Source organism: Paenibacillus sp. RS8, from assembly GCF_041956825.1.
GTDB lineage: Bacteria > Bacillota > Bacilli > Paenibacillales > Paenibacillaceae > Paenibacillus_AQ.
In genome coordinates this window covers 5,225,004-5,242,084 of record NZ_CP168131.1, presented here as the reverse complement: position 1 = coordinate 5,242,084, position 17,081 = coordinate 5,225,004, and the positions used below count along the sequence as shown (strand labels likewise).

Below are 17,081 nucleotides of genomic sequence, written 5' to 3'. Positions count from 1 at the left end.
CATAGGTTAAGCAAAAGGATCTCAACAGCCATTCGGTGGGCTACAGAGATCCTTTTATGTGTGGATTAGTAAGAGGGGTAACTGGCTGCTGCGTATACAAACAAAAGAAAAAGTAAAATTAATATGGCGTAAAGTAGAGTGCCGACAATACCACATACCAAACCCGCGATAGCTAAACCTCTTCCTTGCTCATACCGTATCCGGATTTCCTTTAGGGAGAGGGCAGAAAGTATAATTGCTACAATCCCTAACAAAAATCCGATATAAGGAACCATTATGGAGAGGACACCTAGCACGAATCCGGCAATTGACTTGCCATTCATTGGCGTTGGTGGGGGCGGCGGTGGGAAATAGTTTTGTTGCTCGTTCGGTTGGTAGCTCATTCAAATCACCTCCAATCAAGCAAGTTATTGGATGTAGTTAATCCAGTGTTCAAGCTGTACACAAGGAACGAGTCCAATGGATTCAGCTAATCGGATGGACGCATGATTGGTTTCAAGCACATGATAACGTGGAATAAACCCACGTTCTAATGTTTCTTGTAGGGCTGTTCGGACCACCTTTTTCGCGTACCCATTTCTTTGAGCGGATTCTAAAGTATGTACTGCACCGATTTCCCAAATGGTCTCTTCATTACGGAACGCTAAGCAAGTACTGATTGGATTGTTCCCAAGGAAGATTGACACGGAAAAAGCACCAGTTTGAAAATAGTTGTCTATTTCGTCTTTAGTGTAATGATTAGCAGCCCACAGCGGAAATAATCTGTCATCAACCGCATGACTGATAACAACTTCTTCGTCTTTCGGAAAGATTTGTCCCTCCGTTGTACTATATGAGTAGAACCCTCGGACTTTCTCCATTGAAAAATGTGAAGATAATGCCTCCCTGTACCTCAGATCTTGCAGTTTAAAAACAAACTTTGCTTGCGAAGGCAGCAGATGAAATAGAGCCGGAAATACATCTGGGCTGCTGTAATCCATAAATACGATGTAATCCGCTTGAGGATATACTCTATGATCATATGCGTAGGCTGAGGCAGGAAGAAGCAATAAAACGCCCCATTGATCTCCTTGCTCTACCAGATGCGTCTTCATGACTTCTTGAAAAGAGGTTATCATTTTTAACAAACTGACATTCTTCAATGGTTCCTTGCGCAATTTGAGCAAAATTCGGTCATTCTGATTCATGTTATTTACTCCTCGCTCTATGTACTTCACTTTATATTGTACTTATGTAGATAATGTATCTGGGGATGATTATTAAATCGCTGAAAGACGTTAGCTTGACAGTGACTGCTATAATGTATTAGGAAAATAAAGCTTGCTGTTTGATGCAGCATACGTAATCGGAGGCACAGAATTTCATGACACAATCTATCATACCCGCTGCAGTTCGTTTAGGAGGAGGCCTAACCAAGCAATTCATTCTTATATTAGCCATTGCATCTGGTTTAAGCGTCGCAAATATGTATTACAATCAGCCCCTTCTAGCCGATATCGGACGAACTTTTCAAGCTTCATCTAACGCAGTAGGATATGTATCGATGCTGACTCAGATCGGTTATGCGCTTGGGATGTTACTCTTTGTTCCGTTAGGCGACATTCGTGAACGAAGAACATTAATTTCGGGACTTTTAATTGCTGTATCCCTGTCACTGGTTGGTTTCGCCACAGCCCAAAACCTAGTCTGGATGTATATCGCCAGTTTTGCTATTGGCATAACTACGGTGGTGCCGCAGGTCATCATTCCGCTCTCAGCAGAGCTCGCTTTGCCAGAAGAACGAGGTAAAGTTATTGGAACCGTAATGAGCGGGTTATTTTTTGGCATTTTGCTGGCAAGAACAATATCCGGAATTATAGGCGATATGTTCGGCTGGAGAGCGATGTACTGGATTGCTGCAGTTATAATGCTATTGTTATCCCTTATCTTATACCAACTAATTCCAAAGGTGAAACCAGAAAATAATTCATCCTATACGGATCTACTGAAATCAATGGGGAATTTGATTCGCAGATATTCGACGCTTCGTGAAGCATCACTGATTGGTGCTTGTATGTTTGGTGGCTTCAGCGTGTTCTGGACTTCACTGGCTTTCTTTCTAGAAGGAGAACCTTACCACTATAGTAGCTCTATCACAGGCTTGTTTGGGTTGATCGGTGTAGCAGGTGCTGCGGGTGCTCCATTTATCGGGAGGTTAGCCGACAGGATTGCTCCTAAGAAGATTGTAGGTATTCTGCTGTTGCTTACATTGATTGCTTACGGATTCTTCGGTTTAGCTGGATTTACAATCTGGAGCCTGATTGCCGGTGTTATTATTCTGGATCTTGGAGTACAAGGGTCACAGGTTAGTAACCAAACACGGATCTATGCACTTGAGCCGGCTGCGCGCAGCCGAATAAATACTGTGTTTATGGTTAGCACTTTTACAGGTGGAGCTATTGGATCAACACTTGGAAGCTTTGCATGGCAGCATTGGGGCTGGAGTGGCGTTTGCTTGATGGGTGGAATGCTAATTGTAGCCGCTATATGCATATGGGTAGTATATAGAGTAATTGAGAAGAAGGCATTAAACGCAGGAGGTGTATGAGCATCGCTCAGAAGACGAAAATCTTAGAAGTTGTCCCGTATGATCCAGAGTGGAAGGTAGAGTTCAATCAAATTAGAGATCAGTTGTTATCTTATGTCGGAGATCTCATTATTACAATTGAACATGTGGGCAGCACCTCCATTGAAGGACTCGCTGCTAAACCTATCATAGATCTTGATCTTGTAATGGATAGTTACGAAGTATTCCCACAAATCATTGAACGATTACAACTGCATGGATATGAACATCAAGGGAACTTGGGAATAGAGGGCAGAGAAGCCTTCAAAAGACGTCAAGCGGATGAATTTATGAAATATCATCTGTATGTATGCCCTAAGAATGGAAAAGGGTACTTGGAGCATATCGCATTCAGAGACTATCTTCGTTCGAATGTGCCTGCGCGTCAAGCGTACGCAGAGCTCAAACAGCGTTTGGCAGAACAACATCGCTACGATATGGATGCTTACTGTGAAGGAAAGACAGCGTTTGTCACCTCGATTTTATCAAAAGCCATGAAATAACCCATAAGCAATCATGTGCCAGATCGAAGATGGCTTCGATATTCACTGGGGGACATACCGCTCCACTTACGGAACTGCTTGGAGAAATATAACGCATCATTAAAACCGACCGAGGAGGATACCTGGTCGATGGTGAGCGTTCCTCCAAGCAGTTCCTTTGCTTTATCCATGCGAACCTTTAACAAATACTGCTTGGGTGACATTCCTATCTTTTGCTTAAAGGCCTTAGAGAGGTGTGCCCTATGATAACCAAGAGAGGACGCCATGTGGTCGATACTGATCTGTTGATGAAATTGGAGAGAGATCCAGCGGATCGCTTGATTGATCTGACGGTCGATAACATCCGGTAATTGTGCGGATTTAGGGGTGAGCGAACATATGTTCGCAAGACCGAATTTATGCACCAAAAGGCGCAGCCACCCAGAAGCCTCCAAACTTTCCAACCTTGGATAGGCAGACTGTTGAAAGGAAAATCGAATATGTTCATACAAGTTATGTATCTCTATTAGGTTATCTAAGTGTATTAACGGCTTATCCGGTGTAATCCCCGCTTCCTTTAATAGCTGTTGAACGGCATCCCCTTGCAAGGCGACCCATACGTAAGTCCAAGGCTGTTCCATGTCTGCCTGATAACTGAATAATGCCCCTGGGAAAATAACAAAGGTATCTCCCGTACCACATACATGAGATTTACTTCCACTCTGAAACACCCCCTTTCCATCCAATACGGTATGTATAAGGAAGTAATCGTGAACAGAAGGCCCCATCTTATGTCCCGGGACCGGGTTACCTTCTCCGCTAAACAATACAGTTAGGTCGATTTCATCAGGAGCAAGATTAAACCCTGCTGTGAAATGATAATGCTCTGAAGCCATTTGCTTCTGACCTCCTATACGTGATTTGAATTACATTTAGATTATAGGATGGACCACTTAAATGCAACAAATATCCATATATGAATTGTATTTCTCCATACTCATTGAGATCGCTCTCATTTATAGTGAATAGTGAAGAGAGAGTTGGATACCCTCTGATATTCTAGTGTTTATAAGGAAAATCCATCAAGGTTGTCGCAGTCATTAGCGAAGTCGTGACCGTACAACTCACTATTTAAGGAGGATTATTTTATATGTCGAAAATTACATTTATCGGAGCGGGTAGTACTGTATTTGCGAAGAACGTTTTAGGAGATTGCATGAGAACTCCAGCCCTTCAAGGCTTTGAGCTTGCCTTATTTGATATTGATCTTCAGCGCCTAAAAGATTCCGAGAATATGCTGAGTAATATAAAAGAAAGTAGTGGCAGCACTTGTATTGTGAAATCTTATACAGATCGTAAAGAAGCATTGCGTGGAGCGAAATATGTGATTAATGCAATTCAGGTCGGGGGTTACGACCCTTGTACCATTACAGACTTTGAAATTCCGAAAAAATATGGCTTGCGTCAGACGATTGCAGACACGGTTGGTATTGGCGGCATCTTCCGCAATTTGCGTACTATTCCTGTGATGCTTGATTTTGCTGCAGATGTAAGAGAGGTTTGCCCAGATGCACTCTTTATGAACTACACGAACCCAATGGCAGTACTGACTAATGTGATGAACACTTATGGTGGTGTAAAGACTGTGGGTTTATGTCATAGTGTACAGCATTGTATTCCAGGCTTATTTGAGCATCTAGGACTGGATCAGACTGGTGTACAGGCTAAGATTGCCGGGATTAACCATATGGCTTGGCTACTCGAGGTTACGAAGGACGGAGAGGATTTATATCCGGAAATCAAACGACGCGCTGCCGAGAAGCAGAAAGAGCACCACGGGGATATGGTACGATATGAAATGATGCTCAAATTTGGTTATTACATTACAGAGTCTTCGGAACATAACGCAGAATATCATCCTTATTTTATTAAACGCAATTACCCTGAGCTTATTGAACGGTTTCAAATTCCACTGGACGAGTACCCACGCCGCTGTGTAGAACAAATTGAACGGTGGCAGCAAATGCGTGAAGAATTAGTAAATAACAAAGAGCTTGTACATGAACGTTCACATGAATACGCATCCTACATCATGGAAGCGATCGAAACGAATGTGCCTTTCAAAATAGGCGGTAATGTTATGAATACCGGACTCATCACCAATTTGCCGAAAGAAGCCTGTGTTGAAGTCCCATGCCTAGTAGACAGCAGTGGTGTTACGCCAACCTTCGTAGGAGATCTTCCTCCACAGTGCGCCGCACTGAATCGTACGAACATTAATACACAATTGTTAACGATCGAAGCAGCGATTACTCATAAGAGAGAGCATATTTATCACGCAGCTATGCTCGATCCGCACACTGCCGCGGAACTGTCGATGGATGACATTACGAATATGTGTGATGAGCTGATCACGGCTCATGGAGACTGGTTGCCCGCGTATAAATAAAATGCATATTTCTAAAATTTTAAAGTCTAAAGCCTGAGAAATCAGGCTTTTTTTGCTTATCTGTCTAGGACAACTGGGGGACATCGGAATACACATATATGGACACCTAAATGCGGAGGTGAAGCGTGATGATCATTGAGAGTTATACTTTAGCATCGTCCACATCCCATGCCACCCCTTATTATGTGATCAGAGGCGGGCTCCCTGGTCCTGTGTTTATGGTGGTGTCCGGCATACACGGGAATGAAACGGCAAGCATTCGTGCCGCTCAAAACCTCGTGAATCGCTTAAGACAAGGAGAACTATATATTTACAGGGGGACTCTTATAATTGTTCCTCTCATGAATCAAAAAGCTTATCGCAAACGAATTCGAGGCGTACCGGATTTGAACCGAACGTTTCCACGTACTCCATATGCATCTGCCAAACATCCGTTATCCGTAGCCTTGCTTCAATTAGTACGGCGTTATCGGCCTACCTGGTACCTTGATCTCCATGAAGCTAATGGTTTGTCTCAAAGAAATCTTAAGCGGCTCGGTCAGACTATCATCATTAAGCCGGGGAGCCAAGGTACGGCTACAGCAAGACGTATCATAAAAGACATTAACCGTACGATCACTAATACATCCTATCATTTTAATATCCGTTTACGAGAGCGTCCCGGATCATCGCGTGCAGCCGTCTCTCGTATTTTAGGAGCGAAGGCATTTACTGTGGAAACCTGCTGGAGTCTTGATCGTGACCTTCGTATTCGCTATCAGATAGATATTGTTAGCCGATTTTTAAGAAGTGCTGGGTTGATGTGATGATGATTAGACACGTTGAATGACAAGCAAGCTGATCCTGAGATCATGGGAATCGGCTTGTTTTTGTTGACTTGAAAGATCATTGACAACAATGAGTATAGTGTATATATTACATATATACATTGATTACACATAAACTAGGAGTGAGGGCAAGAGTTCATGAACATATTAATATCCAACACTTCCGGTGAACCCATCTATGCACAGATTGTAAGTCAGATCCGCCAGATGATCCTGCAAGGAGAGTTAGTCTCAGGCACGCCTTTACCTTCTATTCGGCTGTTAGCCAAAGAGCTGCAGATTAGCGTAATCACAACGAAACGAGCTTACGAAGAACTGGAGAGAGAAGGTCTTATCAATTCTATTGTGGGAAAAGGCTCCTTTGTTTCTGGTGCAGATCAGGAGTTTATTCGGGAACAACGGTTACGGATCATGGAGAACAAAATGAAGGAAATTATCGACGAGAGTAAAATGTTAGGGATTGATTTTACTGAGTTTAGTGAGATGTTGAAATTGCTTTATGAGGAGGAGACAGAATGAAAGAAGTCATTCAATTGAATCAAATCTCTAAAAAATATGGCCATTTTAGCCTATGCGAACTTACGTTCGGTATTAAGGAAGGATATATAACGGGGCTGATAGGACCCAATGGAGCCGGAAAAACAACTTTAATTAAAATGATGATGGGTATGGTACAACCCGGCCAAGGAAGCATCAAGATTTTTGGCAAAGAAACATCCATAAAGAACGCAAAATACAAAGATCGAATTGGGTATGTTTCTGATGAGAATTATTTTTACGATCAATTAACCATAGATCAGATGAGTAAGATGATTGCTCCTTTTTATAGTCGGTGGGATCAAGAAACGTATAGGAAATACATAGAGATGTTCAAGCTTTCCCCGCGGAAAAAGATTAAGGAGCTCTCCAAAGGAATGAAAATGAAGTATTCGCTCGCCATTGCCTTATCACATGATGCAGATCTACTTATTATGGATGAACCTACTGCAGGTCTTGATCCTATATTCCGAAGAGAACTGCTTGATCTGCTTAGTGAGCATATTCAGGATGAGAAGAAGTCTATTCTTTTCTCCACGCATAATACGACGGATTTGGACCGGATCGCGGACTATATTGTTTTTGTGAATGAGGGGCGACTAGTTTTTAATGAGATGAAAGAATCTCTACCTAACAAATACATGCTGATAAAAGGTAACAAGGAGTTACTTGATCGAGATGTACGAAAATGGTTCATTGGGCTTAGAGAGACGGAGGTTGGTTTCGAGGGTCTTCTGAACAATCGCTCAGAAGGGGAACGCTTCTTTAGAGATCATGCCATATGCGAAACACCTACCCTGGAAGAAATCATGTATTTTACGGTAAAGGGAAACGCTTCGTATGTTTAATCTCTTTTTGCTGATTAGAAAAGACTTTATCCTCCTGCGGAATTTCATTCCTATCTTTCTCTTAAGTATCTTGTTCATCGCATATGTTCAACTGGATAACTCCAGCATGTTTGCTACATTTCAATCTTTGCTGTTGCTCGTATACTCCTGTTCTATGGATGCACAGAATAACAACACAAAGTTTGTGATAGGTTTACCAGTTAGACGGCAAGAGATTGTCTTGGCTAAATACTTATCACTTGTTCCTTATTGTTTCATTGGTTTGGTTTGCTCTTTAGCTTTGTTTCTGATTTCCCCTTCATTTGGATATTCCATTAGCCCGGTTTATTGGATAGGGGTATCTTTAACGTTACTTATGATTCCTTTGACTGCGTCTATTTATTTGCCGATTCATTATTGGCTTGGTTACAAAAACTATTACTTCAATATCCTTTTTAATGTAGTTATAACGATAACCACCCTAAACGCTGGATCTTCACTCTCAAATTCATCAGTTTTCTCAACAATAACCCATTTAAAGCTGCAAGATCATCTGGTTCCGATTGGTTTGATAGGGATCGTTTATCTATTCATCTTGTACTTCTCATATAAGATTTCACTACGATTGTTTAACAAAGAAGAGTTATAAGCTAAGGAGGACTTAAAGTGTATCATTCATTTTATCTTGTTCAAAAAGACTTCATTCTTCTGCGTAAATTTCTGATGCTGCTAATCCCTTTCTTTATCTTTATAGCTTATTCAAACTATCATAGCTTCAGTTTATTTACGGTCATGCCACCTATGCTGTTATTGATCAGCTCTTGTTCTATGGATACTCAGCAGTCGACGCAACGGTTTCTCGTTAATCTCCCTGTAAGGAGACAGGAGCTTGTCCGTGCCAAATACTTCTCAATCCTTCCATATGCGCTTGTTGGGCTGTCAGCAACTGCTTTTACGTATCTTCTGATTATTATGACAGGTAAACAAGTAACTCCTTATTTTTGGCAAGAGGTTGGTATTGCGATATCTATTTTTCCACTCCTCGCCATGCTTTATTTACCGATTCATTACTGGTTAGGGGCTAAAGGCACGCAAGTTGTTAATCTCGTATTTATGATGATTATAATGGTTGGTCCGAACGTGATCGGAAGTTTGATTCAATGGTTTCCTGACCTAGAGAACTGGCAGAGTTTTGGTGTGAAGTCTAGCTTTATTCTTTATATCATACTAGGACTGGCTTACTTGTTCTTACTTAGTTGTTCTTATCTTATTTCATTGCGGATTTTTGAAAAAAAGGATTTCTGATTCTAATGATTTGAGATTTAGATTGAATTCATATACCATTATCACTACAAAGATAAATACTGTAGGGGAAGGGTATACATCCAATGCCTAAAATGATTTATAGTTTTCGTACAAAAATGATAATGCTGCTGGCTGCCAGTATGCTAGTATCCGGCGGAATAACCTTTTTAATCTATAAAGCGCTCCAGCGGTATTATCACTCTGAGGTGAAGTTTGAGAATCCACTAACCAAAGTTCGCTATGTAATAAGAGATATTGGAGATGTGAATACATTTTTAATTATCTTTGTCCCATTAGCCATCTTATTCTTCTTCTTATTCACTAAGCCGTATGCAAGATACTTCAAGGAGATCTCTAAGGGAATTCATCAGCTTGCGTCAGGTGATTTCACAGAACGAGTCGATATTCCCTCCAAAGATGAATTTGGGATGATTGGACAAGATCTCAATCTAGCCATTGAGAATATGCAAGAAGCTATTGAGCGGGGAGACATTGCCGAGAGCAGTAAAGATCAACTCGTGTTGAACCTGGCGCATGATTTGCGTACACCCCTAACCTCGGTTATCGGCTATTTGGATTTTATTTTGAAAGACAATCAATTAACCCCTGAACAGACCAGGCATTACACGACGATTGCTTATACCAAATCTCAACGTTTAGAAAAATTGATTGATGAGCTGTTTGAAATTACAAGAATGAATTATGGCAAGCTTAAGCTTGAGAAATCCTCGATTGATCTCAGTGAGCTTCTCTTACAATTAAATGAAGAATTATATCCAGTCTTTGAGAAAAATGGCCTAACCTCCAGATTGGATATGACGCAACCTCTGATGATTTACGGTGACGGGGAATTGTTAGCACGTGTATTTGAGAACCTTCTTACAAATGCGGCCCGATACGGAAGCGATGGTCAATTTGTTGATATTCACGGTTCTTGGACGCTAACGAGGTAGTCGTTGAAGTAATTAACTATGGAAATTGTATTGAGCCGGAAGAGCTGCCACGTATTTTTGATATGTTTTACACGGGTGATCGTGCACGAACACATCCAACAGGAAGTACAGGACTAGGCTTGTTTATTACTAAAAATATAGTAGAGCAGCATAATGGGACCGTCTCTGCGCATAGCAGTGTGGTACGGACAATCTTTGAAGTACGGCTTCCGCAAAACAGTAATTGAAGACCATTTTTATATCATAAAGTGCCAAACTAAAGAGGATTCGTTGGTGGGGGATAGCAAAAGATCGTCAACCTTTGAAATCCTCTTAAAAACATGATATAATTAGCTTGCTAATTAATTTGTAAAGTGGCTCGGGGGAACAAGCTGTGATTGAAGATGAGATAAGAGAACTACTGGATATAATTTCAGCGGAAATGCGTAGAGATTATGCTGCGCTGCTTAGAGAATATAATCTTCATGTAGGTCAAGAACAGTTATTATGCCGGTTATGGAAATCAGATGGAATGACACAGATACAGTTAAGTGAAAGTCTGAATTGTGAGCCTCCAACGATCACGAATATGGTGAAATCACTTGAGAATCATGGGTTTGTTGTTCGAAAAAGAGATTCTGAAGATGGCAGAGTAAGCCGAGTGTATCTAACTTCAGCCGGACGTAATCTGTGTGAACCTGTAGAACGTATATGGAATAAGCAACTGGATAAATTATTAACAGGAATTCTACCCGAAGAACGTTTATTATTAAGAAGGCTTATGAAACAAATGGCGAATAATTTATCTTAACCTGGAACTGCGCCTCACATCCATTAGCAAGCTAATCAAAACTTAGAAAAGAGGAATATAGATGATTAACAGTTTGACTCGTATTAATGAACTAGCCAGGAAAGAACGTGAAGAAGGCCTGACAAAAAGTGAATGGGTCGAGCAGATCGCTTTGCGTGAAGATTACCTACGTGAAATACGTGGACAAGTTCGTAACAGTCTTTCAGGAGTGACAATTGTAGATCCTGAGGGAAATGATGTTACGCCTGAAAAGATTCGTTTGTCGCGTAAAGAAAGCTTGAACTAATCCTTATCTATTGAAGTGAATGTACACCTTTAGATTATCGTTGAATGGTCCTTTGGGCTAATTAGCGAATCTCTAAAGGTTTTTTTTTGTTATCCATGAACGGAATAGGGAACATAATTATAACAGTTATCTTAACGGAAGCTTAATTGAATTTCGTTAGCTGATGCTGAAAGTTAAGGTCCAATTAATCTTGTGTTTCACAGGATCTAAGACTGCATTGCTACAATGAAATGGACAGATGAGAAGAAATAAATAAGTGGGGGAGCGGGATTTAACAGATGAAAAATGCCTTTTTCTTTTTACTTAAAGCAATTGGAGTAATAGCCATAGCTATAGTGCTATTTCTAGCCATTGTTTTTACAGTCAATGTGATCTGCAACAAATTGGAGAAAAGTAAAATCGAGCCCTATGGTCAGCTTGTACCTGTAGACGGGAAGAACATGAACGTCACGATTCATGGAAATGGTGAAGAGACGGTCGTATTATTACCAGGATACGGAACTGCAGCGCCAGGTATTGATTTTAAGCCATTAGTTGACGAGTTATCTCCATTTTACAGAGTGGTTGTCATTGAGCCTTTTGGTTATGGGTTAAGTGATATCACTGAAAAAGAACGAAGTATTGAAAATATTGTGAGTGAAGTACATGAATGCTTGCAACAATTAAATATAGACCGTTATATTCTGATGGGGCACTCTATATCCGGCATTTACAGTCTAGACTATGTGAACAAATACAAAAACGAAGTTAGTGCATTCGTGGGGATTGACAGCAGTGTACCGGCACAAGGAGCAGGCGAGGAGCTTCCAACTGCAGCCTTAAAATCACTTAAACAATCAGGCATCTTCAGATTGCTGGTTAAACTCTCGCCTGATCAAATCATTACACCACCAGGTGTTGATGATGAAACCAAAGAGCAAAATAGGATGATTACGCTTAAAAACATGATGAACCCAAACATCATTAGCGAAGCAGATCATTTCCCGAGCAACTTCAATGCCGCTGAAACTTTAAAGTTCCCCAAAGATCTGCCTGTAATCTTCTTCTTAGTAAAAGATAATTCGGATGTTGAAGGCTGGGAAGCTTTACATGAAGAACAGATCAAAGATTCTTTACATGGGAAGATGATGCTGCTTGAAGGCGATCATTATTTGCACCATACCCGATCAAAAGAAATCGTGGAGAATTTCAGAAGCTTCATGAGTGAAATAAAATAAGAGTGAATGAGAAAACGTCGAACGATTCATTTAATGAATTGTTCGACGTTTTTTTATATGAATGACATGCAATAAAAAATGATGATTGATCAATGCAATTGTGGGCATTCTAATCCTTAATCTTTAGTATAGGAAGGACTACAATCGTATGTGCGGAATAGCAGGAATATTAAAATATAATGGACAACCCCCACATGAAGAAACCTTAAAACAAATGACAGGGGCAATGAACCACCGAGGTCCTAATCATGAGGGTGTATGGCTTGATTCTCGAATTGGGCTCGGATTTCGTAGATTATCCGTTATAGATTTACGTGATGGCAATCAACCGATGACGAATGAAGATCGTACCCTTTGGATTGTTTTTAATGGTGAAATCTATAACTATAAAACACTACGAGATCAGCTTAAGCAAAAGGGACACCACTTTCAAACGCAATCAGATACAGAGGTTATCGTGCATTTATTTGAGGAATATGGTAAGGACTGTGTCCATCATTTACGCGGAATGTTTAGTTTTGCGATTTGGGATGTTAAGGAACAGACTCTTTTTGCTGCTAGAGATCATTTTGGCATCAAGCCTTTTTATTATTACAAAGATGAGAATAACCTTTTATTTGCTTCGGAAATCAAAAGCATCCTTGCAGTGCAAGGGGTGCCCAGAAAGCTACAGTATCAAAGTTTATTTAGCTACTTAACTTTTCAGTATGTGCCGCAACCGGATACGATGTTTGAACATATTCATAAATTAGGACCTGCAGAGCGTGTATTTGTTAACTCGGATGGTGAAATGAAGATCGAGAAATATTGGGAGCCCCATTTTCATCCGGTAAAACGATCTTTAGCAGACTATGCGGAAGAAATTCAGTGGAAATTGAAAGAGTCAGTAAACCTTCATTTACAAAGTGATGTGAATAGAGGGTGTTTTTTGTCTAGTGGAATTGACTCCACAGCTATAGCTGCGATGATGAAAGCAGAAGAATCAACAAAGACCTTTTCGATTGGATTTGAAGGGGTGAACAATGAAACGATCATTGCCAATCAAACCGCAGCCAAGCTGGGGACAGATCATTATTTCCACATCCTATCGGCAAAAGACTTTTTTGAGAGTATAGCGAAGACCGTATGGCATCTAGATGAGCCTGTCGCGGATCCTTCCGCCATTGCGCTCTATCATCTTAATCAGCTTGCAAAAGAACATGTAACGGTTGTCCTATCAGGGGAAGGCGCTGATGAATTATTCGGAGGATACAGAATCTATAAAGAACCAGATGCATTAAGACCCATCACATGGATGCCCAACTTCATAAAGGATTCGTTACGTAAATCATTGTCTATATATCCGTATCATTTTTATGGAAAGAACTATTTACTTCGGGGGCTGACACCTTTAGAGGAACGTTTTTTCGGTAATGCTAATATCTTTAACAAAAGCGGAAAGATGAACTTGCTCCACGAATCGATACACGCTCAAAATAGCTTTTTACATCCCACGGATATCGTTAAGCCTTTTTATGATAAGACAGTACACCTAGACCCTACGACAAGAATGCAGTTTATTGATATGAATTTTTGGTTGCCTGGCGATATTTTGTCAAAAGCAGATAAGCTGTCCATGGCGCATTCGTTAGAATTAAGAGTACCGTTTTTAGATAAAGAGGTTTTCGAAACAGCTAGTAAAATTCCTGTATCCAATCGAATCGGCAACAAAACAACAAAACTTGCTTTGCGTAAAGCTATGGAAGGAATCGTTCCGGATGCTATTGTGAATCGCCCAAAATTAGGATTTCCCGTACCGATTCGTGATTGGCTTAAGACCCCAATTTCGGATATAATGTTTGAGCAAATACGCTATAGCGGTATTGAAGAAATCTTTAATATGAATATCGTCGAAGAGATGTTTAATCAGCATAAGAGTAATAAAGGTGACTATTCACGTAGAATATGGTTAATTTATATTTTTTCCGTGTGGTACTCTTTTTATAAAAGAAGATCTGAAGCAATTGAACAGCGCCGTGTTGTAATGGGGGAGTGATTGTTTGAATATTGAGGAATATGCATGGAATAACCATGAACAGAAAATTAAAGAAAAATATGGATTTTCGTACAGTAGTCCAAAGATAAAGATTGTAGATAACATTGAATTAAGAAATCAAATTGAGGAAACGCTTGAAAAATTACCACAGAAGTTCCTGGCCAAATGGGCACTGAACGTAGCTCTTGAACATCTGGATCATTTGGACCAACAACTTGTAAATGACCCTCGAATTACTTTAGGAATAGAAACACTAGAAAAACGCATAAATGGTGATATCAGAGCTTTTGACTTAAGAAAGGTTGGATTTATAGTCAATGAATTGGCGAAAGAGTCCACAACAGAGGCTAGTAAGTATGCTGCTCGTTCTTTTGCACAAGCCGTTGCATCTGGACATATGAGAGGACATGCTATGGTTAGCAGTGACTATGCAGTTAAATTGGTAAATTACATATCCAATAAATCATCAGTAGCGGCGATGGCCACTAAGGAACGGGAAAGACAATTACGTATAGCTGAAGAGTTGCTTTAAAATTGAAGCGATAAGAATGAACATGTATGAGGATGCTTTTCGAAATTAATGGTAATGATTAACATTATTTATATTAGAGGGTTACGTAAATGATATACAACAATCAGTAAAAGTTAAGTGCGTAAAGTTTTATACTTGTTACAGTTCATTCGAGTTCTATAAAAAAAAGAAAAGATTAAATGTTGGTTCATAAAAGGGAAGCGATGAATACAGTTTGGAACATTACATTGATAATGAATAATGGACATCTAAATCAGCAATATTATAGATCAAAATGGCTGGTTCCTTTTATTTATACAATACTTCCTCACAAAACCCGTATTTTGTACATATGTCTATGAGTTAGAAAATGCCCCTGTTTAGTTATGACTACAAGTCTATTGTACAATGACACAAAGTTGCCTACATAAATGACACAAAGTTACCTACATAAATGTACCGTCCGATTTGTATGCTCCCCATTTCTCATTAAAGGACTAAGGTATTTGAACAAGTAGCACTTCTAATTAGTGGATAATTGTCGGTGTACAAGAACATAGTCCCTACAAGAACATGGTCCCCTTGCCGACAAAAATCCTGTTCGAGCCAGAAAAAAACTCTTAATGAGTAGTTTTCTATATTCATGCTTCTTTATATATGAACCTGCGAAATTACTCAGTTCAAAATCTTTTGGGTAATCAAAGAATTCGTGCCGGGACGTATGATTTAATTTTTGAAATGGCGCTCTTTTTTCTTAAACAATGTTTTGGGTATTGATGTTCAGTAATTATTGTCTTGTTTGTATTCTCATGAAGCATTTTGATGTTTATGCCTTCAGCTCTCTTAATTTTAATCAATTATAATCTCTTAGTATTTAAAAACAATTTTGAAATTAGCCTCTGTGCTCATGAGTATCTTATCCCAGTTTATTATTTTCCATGCTGTAATACATTATCGGCATATTTTCTACACTCATAAAAAATACTAGACCAAATCGATATGACCATTGTTTTTGAATCATTTTTAAATCACCGTTTTCATTTATAGACATTCTGTATGGAGGGCAAATGGAATTAATATCTAATTAATGTGTATTAGCTATATAGTATTACGAATAATTCTTTTAATTATTCCTAATGCTTTTTTTCCCTCTGGGATAGGAAAACCTACAAAACAATGATTCATTTTTTCATAAGTATATAGAGTGACATCCTCCCCTCTTTCTGAAGCGATTTTAGAGTACTTCAATATATCTGCATGTAAGATGTCATGTGTACCTGAAAATACAGTTATCGGGGGTAAACCCTCAATGTCTCCATATATAGGACTTACCAATGGGTTCTTAGGATCTAAGTCGCCTGCATATATGATTCCACCATAACCAAGACTTTCAATATTAAGCAGTGGATCATGGGGTTGAATTTCTGCCATTGCAGGATTTGTATTCGTCACATCCATCCAAGGAGATATTAAAATTGCTTGTTTCGGCATTGGGATATTCTGTTCCTTCAGGACCTGCAAAAACGATAACGCTAGGCCGCCGCCAGCAGATTCTCCCATCAAAAAAATTTTATCAGCTGGTATACCTTTATCGTGTATCAAGTACAAATACCGCTCCATGATCATTTTATGCACATCTATTGCATGAAATGATGGAGCCTTTGGGTAAACAGGTAAAATAAACTGGGCCTGCAATTCTTGTGATACCTTCTGGAAAAACTTAAAATGAAAAGAGAGCGGTTGTGACCAATAACCTCCTCCATGAAGATAGAAGATAGTTAAATCGCTTGAATTGTCTTCTGGGTTGATTACGAATGTATCAGAAAAATCATCAAATTCTTTAACCCCATATTTGGAACGGTACTTTTCTGGAAGTGTGTATGGAAGACTACTTGCTTGTAATGATTTCTTAAAGCTCTCTGCGTCTCTTCTATCAGTGAGGGGTATGCACTTAAACACAGTCTCCATCACAAAACTTACGAAGCTTCTTCCTTTTATCTTCAATCTAAATTCATCCTCTCATATTTGATCACCCACTCGTTTGAATCATGTAAAAACCAACGCATTATTCATAGATGTGTTGTTATCTTAGTGATTTCGAGCCTAAATTACCTACAAATAAGCTGGGTATTTTCGGAGTACTCACTCCACCTAGAACAACTCTTTTTGATGAATATAACAGATCAACAATTTTTAAATACGGCTGCTTAGGGCCATCAACGGGTGACAGCTAGGTTGTAGCCACACCCTCTCAGGA

The 17,081-nt window shown here is 39.7% G+C and carries 17 protein-coding genes and 1 pseudogene; 14 read left to right on the top strand and 4 right to left on the bottom strand.

Annotated features, from left to right (window positions below; translation table 11 throughout):
• Positions 1-65: 65 nt before the first annotated feature.
• Both ACDZ28_RS24745 and ACDZ28_RS24740 read right to left on the bottom strand, forming a co-directional pair.
• Positions 66-383 (bottom strand): DUF4190 domain-containing protein, encoded by a 318-nt coding sequence (locus tag ACDZ28_RS24745; protein WP_341113095.1) that lies wholly within the window; start codon positions 381-383, stop codon positions 66-68.
• 24 nt (positions 384-407) lie between these two features.
• A complete protein-coding gene (locus tag ACDZ28_RS24740) occupies positions 408-1,187 on the bottom strand; it encodes a GNAT family N-acetyltransferase (protein WP_341113094.1) in 780 nt (259 codons plus the stop codon).
• Between the two features lie 176 nt (positions 1,188-1,363).
• On the opposite strand from ACDZ28_RS24740, the gene ACDZ28_RS24735 reads away from it, so the two are divergent.
• A complete protein-coding gene (locus ACDZ28_RS24735; RefSeq protein WP_375103038.1) occupies positions 1,364-2,587 on the top strand; it encodes an MFS transporter in 1,224 nt (407 codons plus the stop codon).
• Positions 2,584-3,108: a GrpB family protein gene (locus tag ACDZ28_RS24730; RefSeq protein WP_375103037.1), complete on the top strand. Its 525-nt coding sequence runs from the start codon at positions 2,584-2,586 to the stop codon at positions 3,106-3,108. The genes ACDZ28_RS24735 and ACDZ28_RS24730 overlap by 4 nt, the downstream gene beginning before the upstream one ends.
• A gap of 11 nt (positions 3,109-3,119) precedes the next feature.
• On the opposite strand, the gene ACDZ28_RS24725 is transcribed toward ACDZ28_RS24730, so the two are convergent.
• The gene (locus tag ACDZ28_RS24725; protein ID WP_341113089.1) at positions 3,120-3,983 is read right to left on the bottom strand and encodes an AraC family transcriptional regulator; all 864 of its coding nucleotides are present in this window, start codon (positions 3,981-3,983) and stop codon (positions 3,120-3,122) included.
• Between the two features lie 254 nt (positions 3,984-4,237).
• Here ACDZ28_RS24725 and ACDZ28_RS24720 point away from each other — a divergent pair, with 254 nt between their 5' ends.
• From ACDZ28_RS24720 to ACDZ28_RS24665, 12 genes and pseudogenes are all read left to right on the top strand, one after another.
• Positions 4,238-5,536 carry an alpha-glucosidase/alpha-galactosidase gene (locus ACDZ28_RS24720; RefSeq protein WP_375103036.1) on the top strand — a complete coding sequence of 433 codons (1,299 nt, stop codon included), beginning with the start codon at positions 4,238-4,240 and terminating at the stop codon, positions 5,534-5,536.
• 128 nt (positions 5,537-5,664) lie between these two features.
• Positions 5,665-6,342 (top strand): succinylglutamate desuccinylase/aspartoacylase family protein, encoded by a 678-nt coding sequence (locus ACDZ28_RS24715; protein ID WP_341113086.1) that lies wholly within the window; start codon positions 5,665-5,667, stop codon positions 6,340-6,342.
• Positions 6,343-6,501: 159 nt separating this feature from the next.
• Positions 6,502-6,882, top strand: a complete 381-nt coding sequence (locus ACDZ28_RS24710; RefSeq protein WP_375103035.1) for a GntR family transcriptional regulator — start codon at positions 6,502-6,504, stop codon at positions 6,880-6,882.
• Entirely contained in the window at positions 6,879-7,748 is an 870-nt protein-coding gene (locus ACDZ28_RS24705; protein ID WP_375103034.1) for an ABC transporter ATP-binding protein, read from the top strand. The genes ACDZ28_RS24710 and ACDZ28_RS24705 overlap by 4 nt, the downstream gene beginning before the upstream one ends.
• Positions 7,741-8,376 carry an ABC-2 transporter permease gene (locus ACDZ28_RS24700; RefSeq protein ID WP_375103033.1) on the top strand — a complete coding sequence of 212 codons (636 nt, stop codon included), beginning with the start codon at positions 7,741-7,743 and terminating at the stop codon, positions 8,374-8,376. Before ACDZ28_RS24705 ends, ACDZ28_RS24700 begins: the two co-directional genes overlap by 8 nt.
• Before the next feature lie 17 nt (positions 8,377-8,393).
• Complete coding sequence (locus tag ACDZ28_RS24695) at positions 8,394-9,032, top strand: ABC-2 transporter permease (protein WP_375103032.1); 639 nt, start codon at positions 8,394-8,396, stop codon at positions 9,030-9,032.
• Between the two features lie 83 nt (positions 9,033-9,115).
• Positions 9,116-10,212: pseudogene (locus ACDZ28_RS24690) on the top strand (ATP-binding protein).
• Positions 10,213-10,358: 146 nt separating this feature from the next.
• Positions 10,359-10,775, top strand: a complete 417-nt coding sequence (locus ACDZ28_RS24685; RefSeq protein ID WP_231573785.1) for a MarR family winged helix-turn-helix transcriptional regulator — start codon at positions 10,359-10,361, stop codon at positions 10,773-10,775.
• A gap of 61 nt (positions 10,776-10,836) precedes the next feature.
• Positions 10,837-11,061, top strand: coding sequence for a DUF896 domain-containing protein (locus ACDZ28_RS24680; protein ID WP_042128064.1), 225 nt, complete (start codon positions 10,837-10,839; stop codon positions 11,059-11,061).
• 278 nt (positions 11,062-11,339) lie between these two features.
• The gene (locus ACDZ28_RS24675; protein ID WP_375103031.1) at positions 11,340-12,278 is read left to right on the top strand and encodes an alpha/beta fold hydrolase; all 939 of its coding nucleotides are present in this window, start codon (positions 11,340-11,342) and stop codon (positions 12,276-12,278) included.
• 148 nt (positions 12,279-12,426) lie between these two features.
• Positions 12,427-14,313 carry an asparagine synthase (glutamine-hydrolyzing) gene (gene asnB, locus ACDZ28_RS24670; protein ID WP_375103030.1) on the top strand — a complete coding sequence of 629 codons (1,887 nt, stop codon included), beginning with the start codon at positions 12,427-12,429 and terminating at the stop codon, positions 14,311-14,313.
• Positions 14,314-14,317: 4 nt separating this feature from the next.
• On the top strand, positions 14,318-14,845 hold the full coding sequence (locus ACDZ28_RS24665) for a putative immunity protein (protein ID WP_375103029.1): 528 nt from the start codon (positions 14,318-14,320) through the stop codon (positions 14,843-14,845).
• A gap of 1,077 nt (positions 14,846-15,922) precedes the next feature.
• Here the strand turns inward: ACDZ28_RS24665 and ACDZ28_RS24660 are convergent.
• Complete coding sequence (locus tag ACDZ28_RS24660) at positions 15,923-16,828, bottom strand: alpha/beta hydrolase fold domain-containing protein (RefSeq protein WP_375103028.1); 906 nt, start codon at positions 16,826-16,828, stop codon at positions 15,923-15,925.
• Between the last annotated feature and the right edge of the window lie 253 nt (positions 16,829-17,081).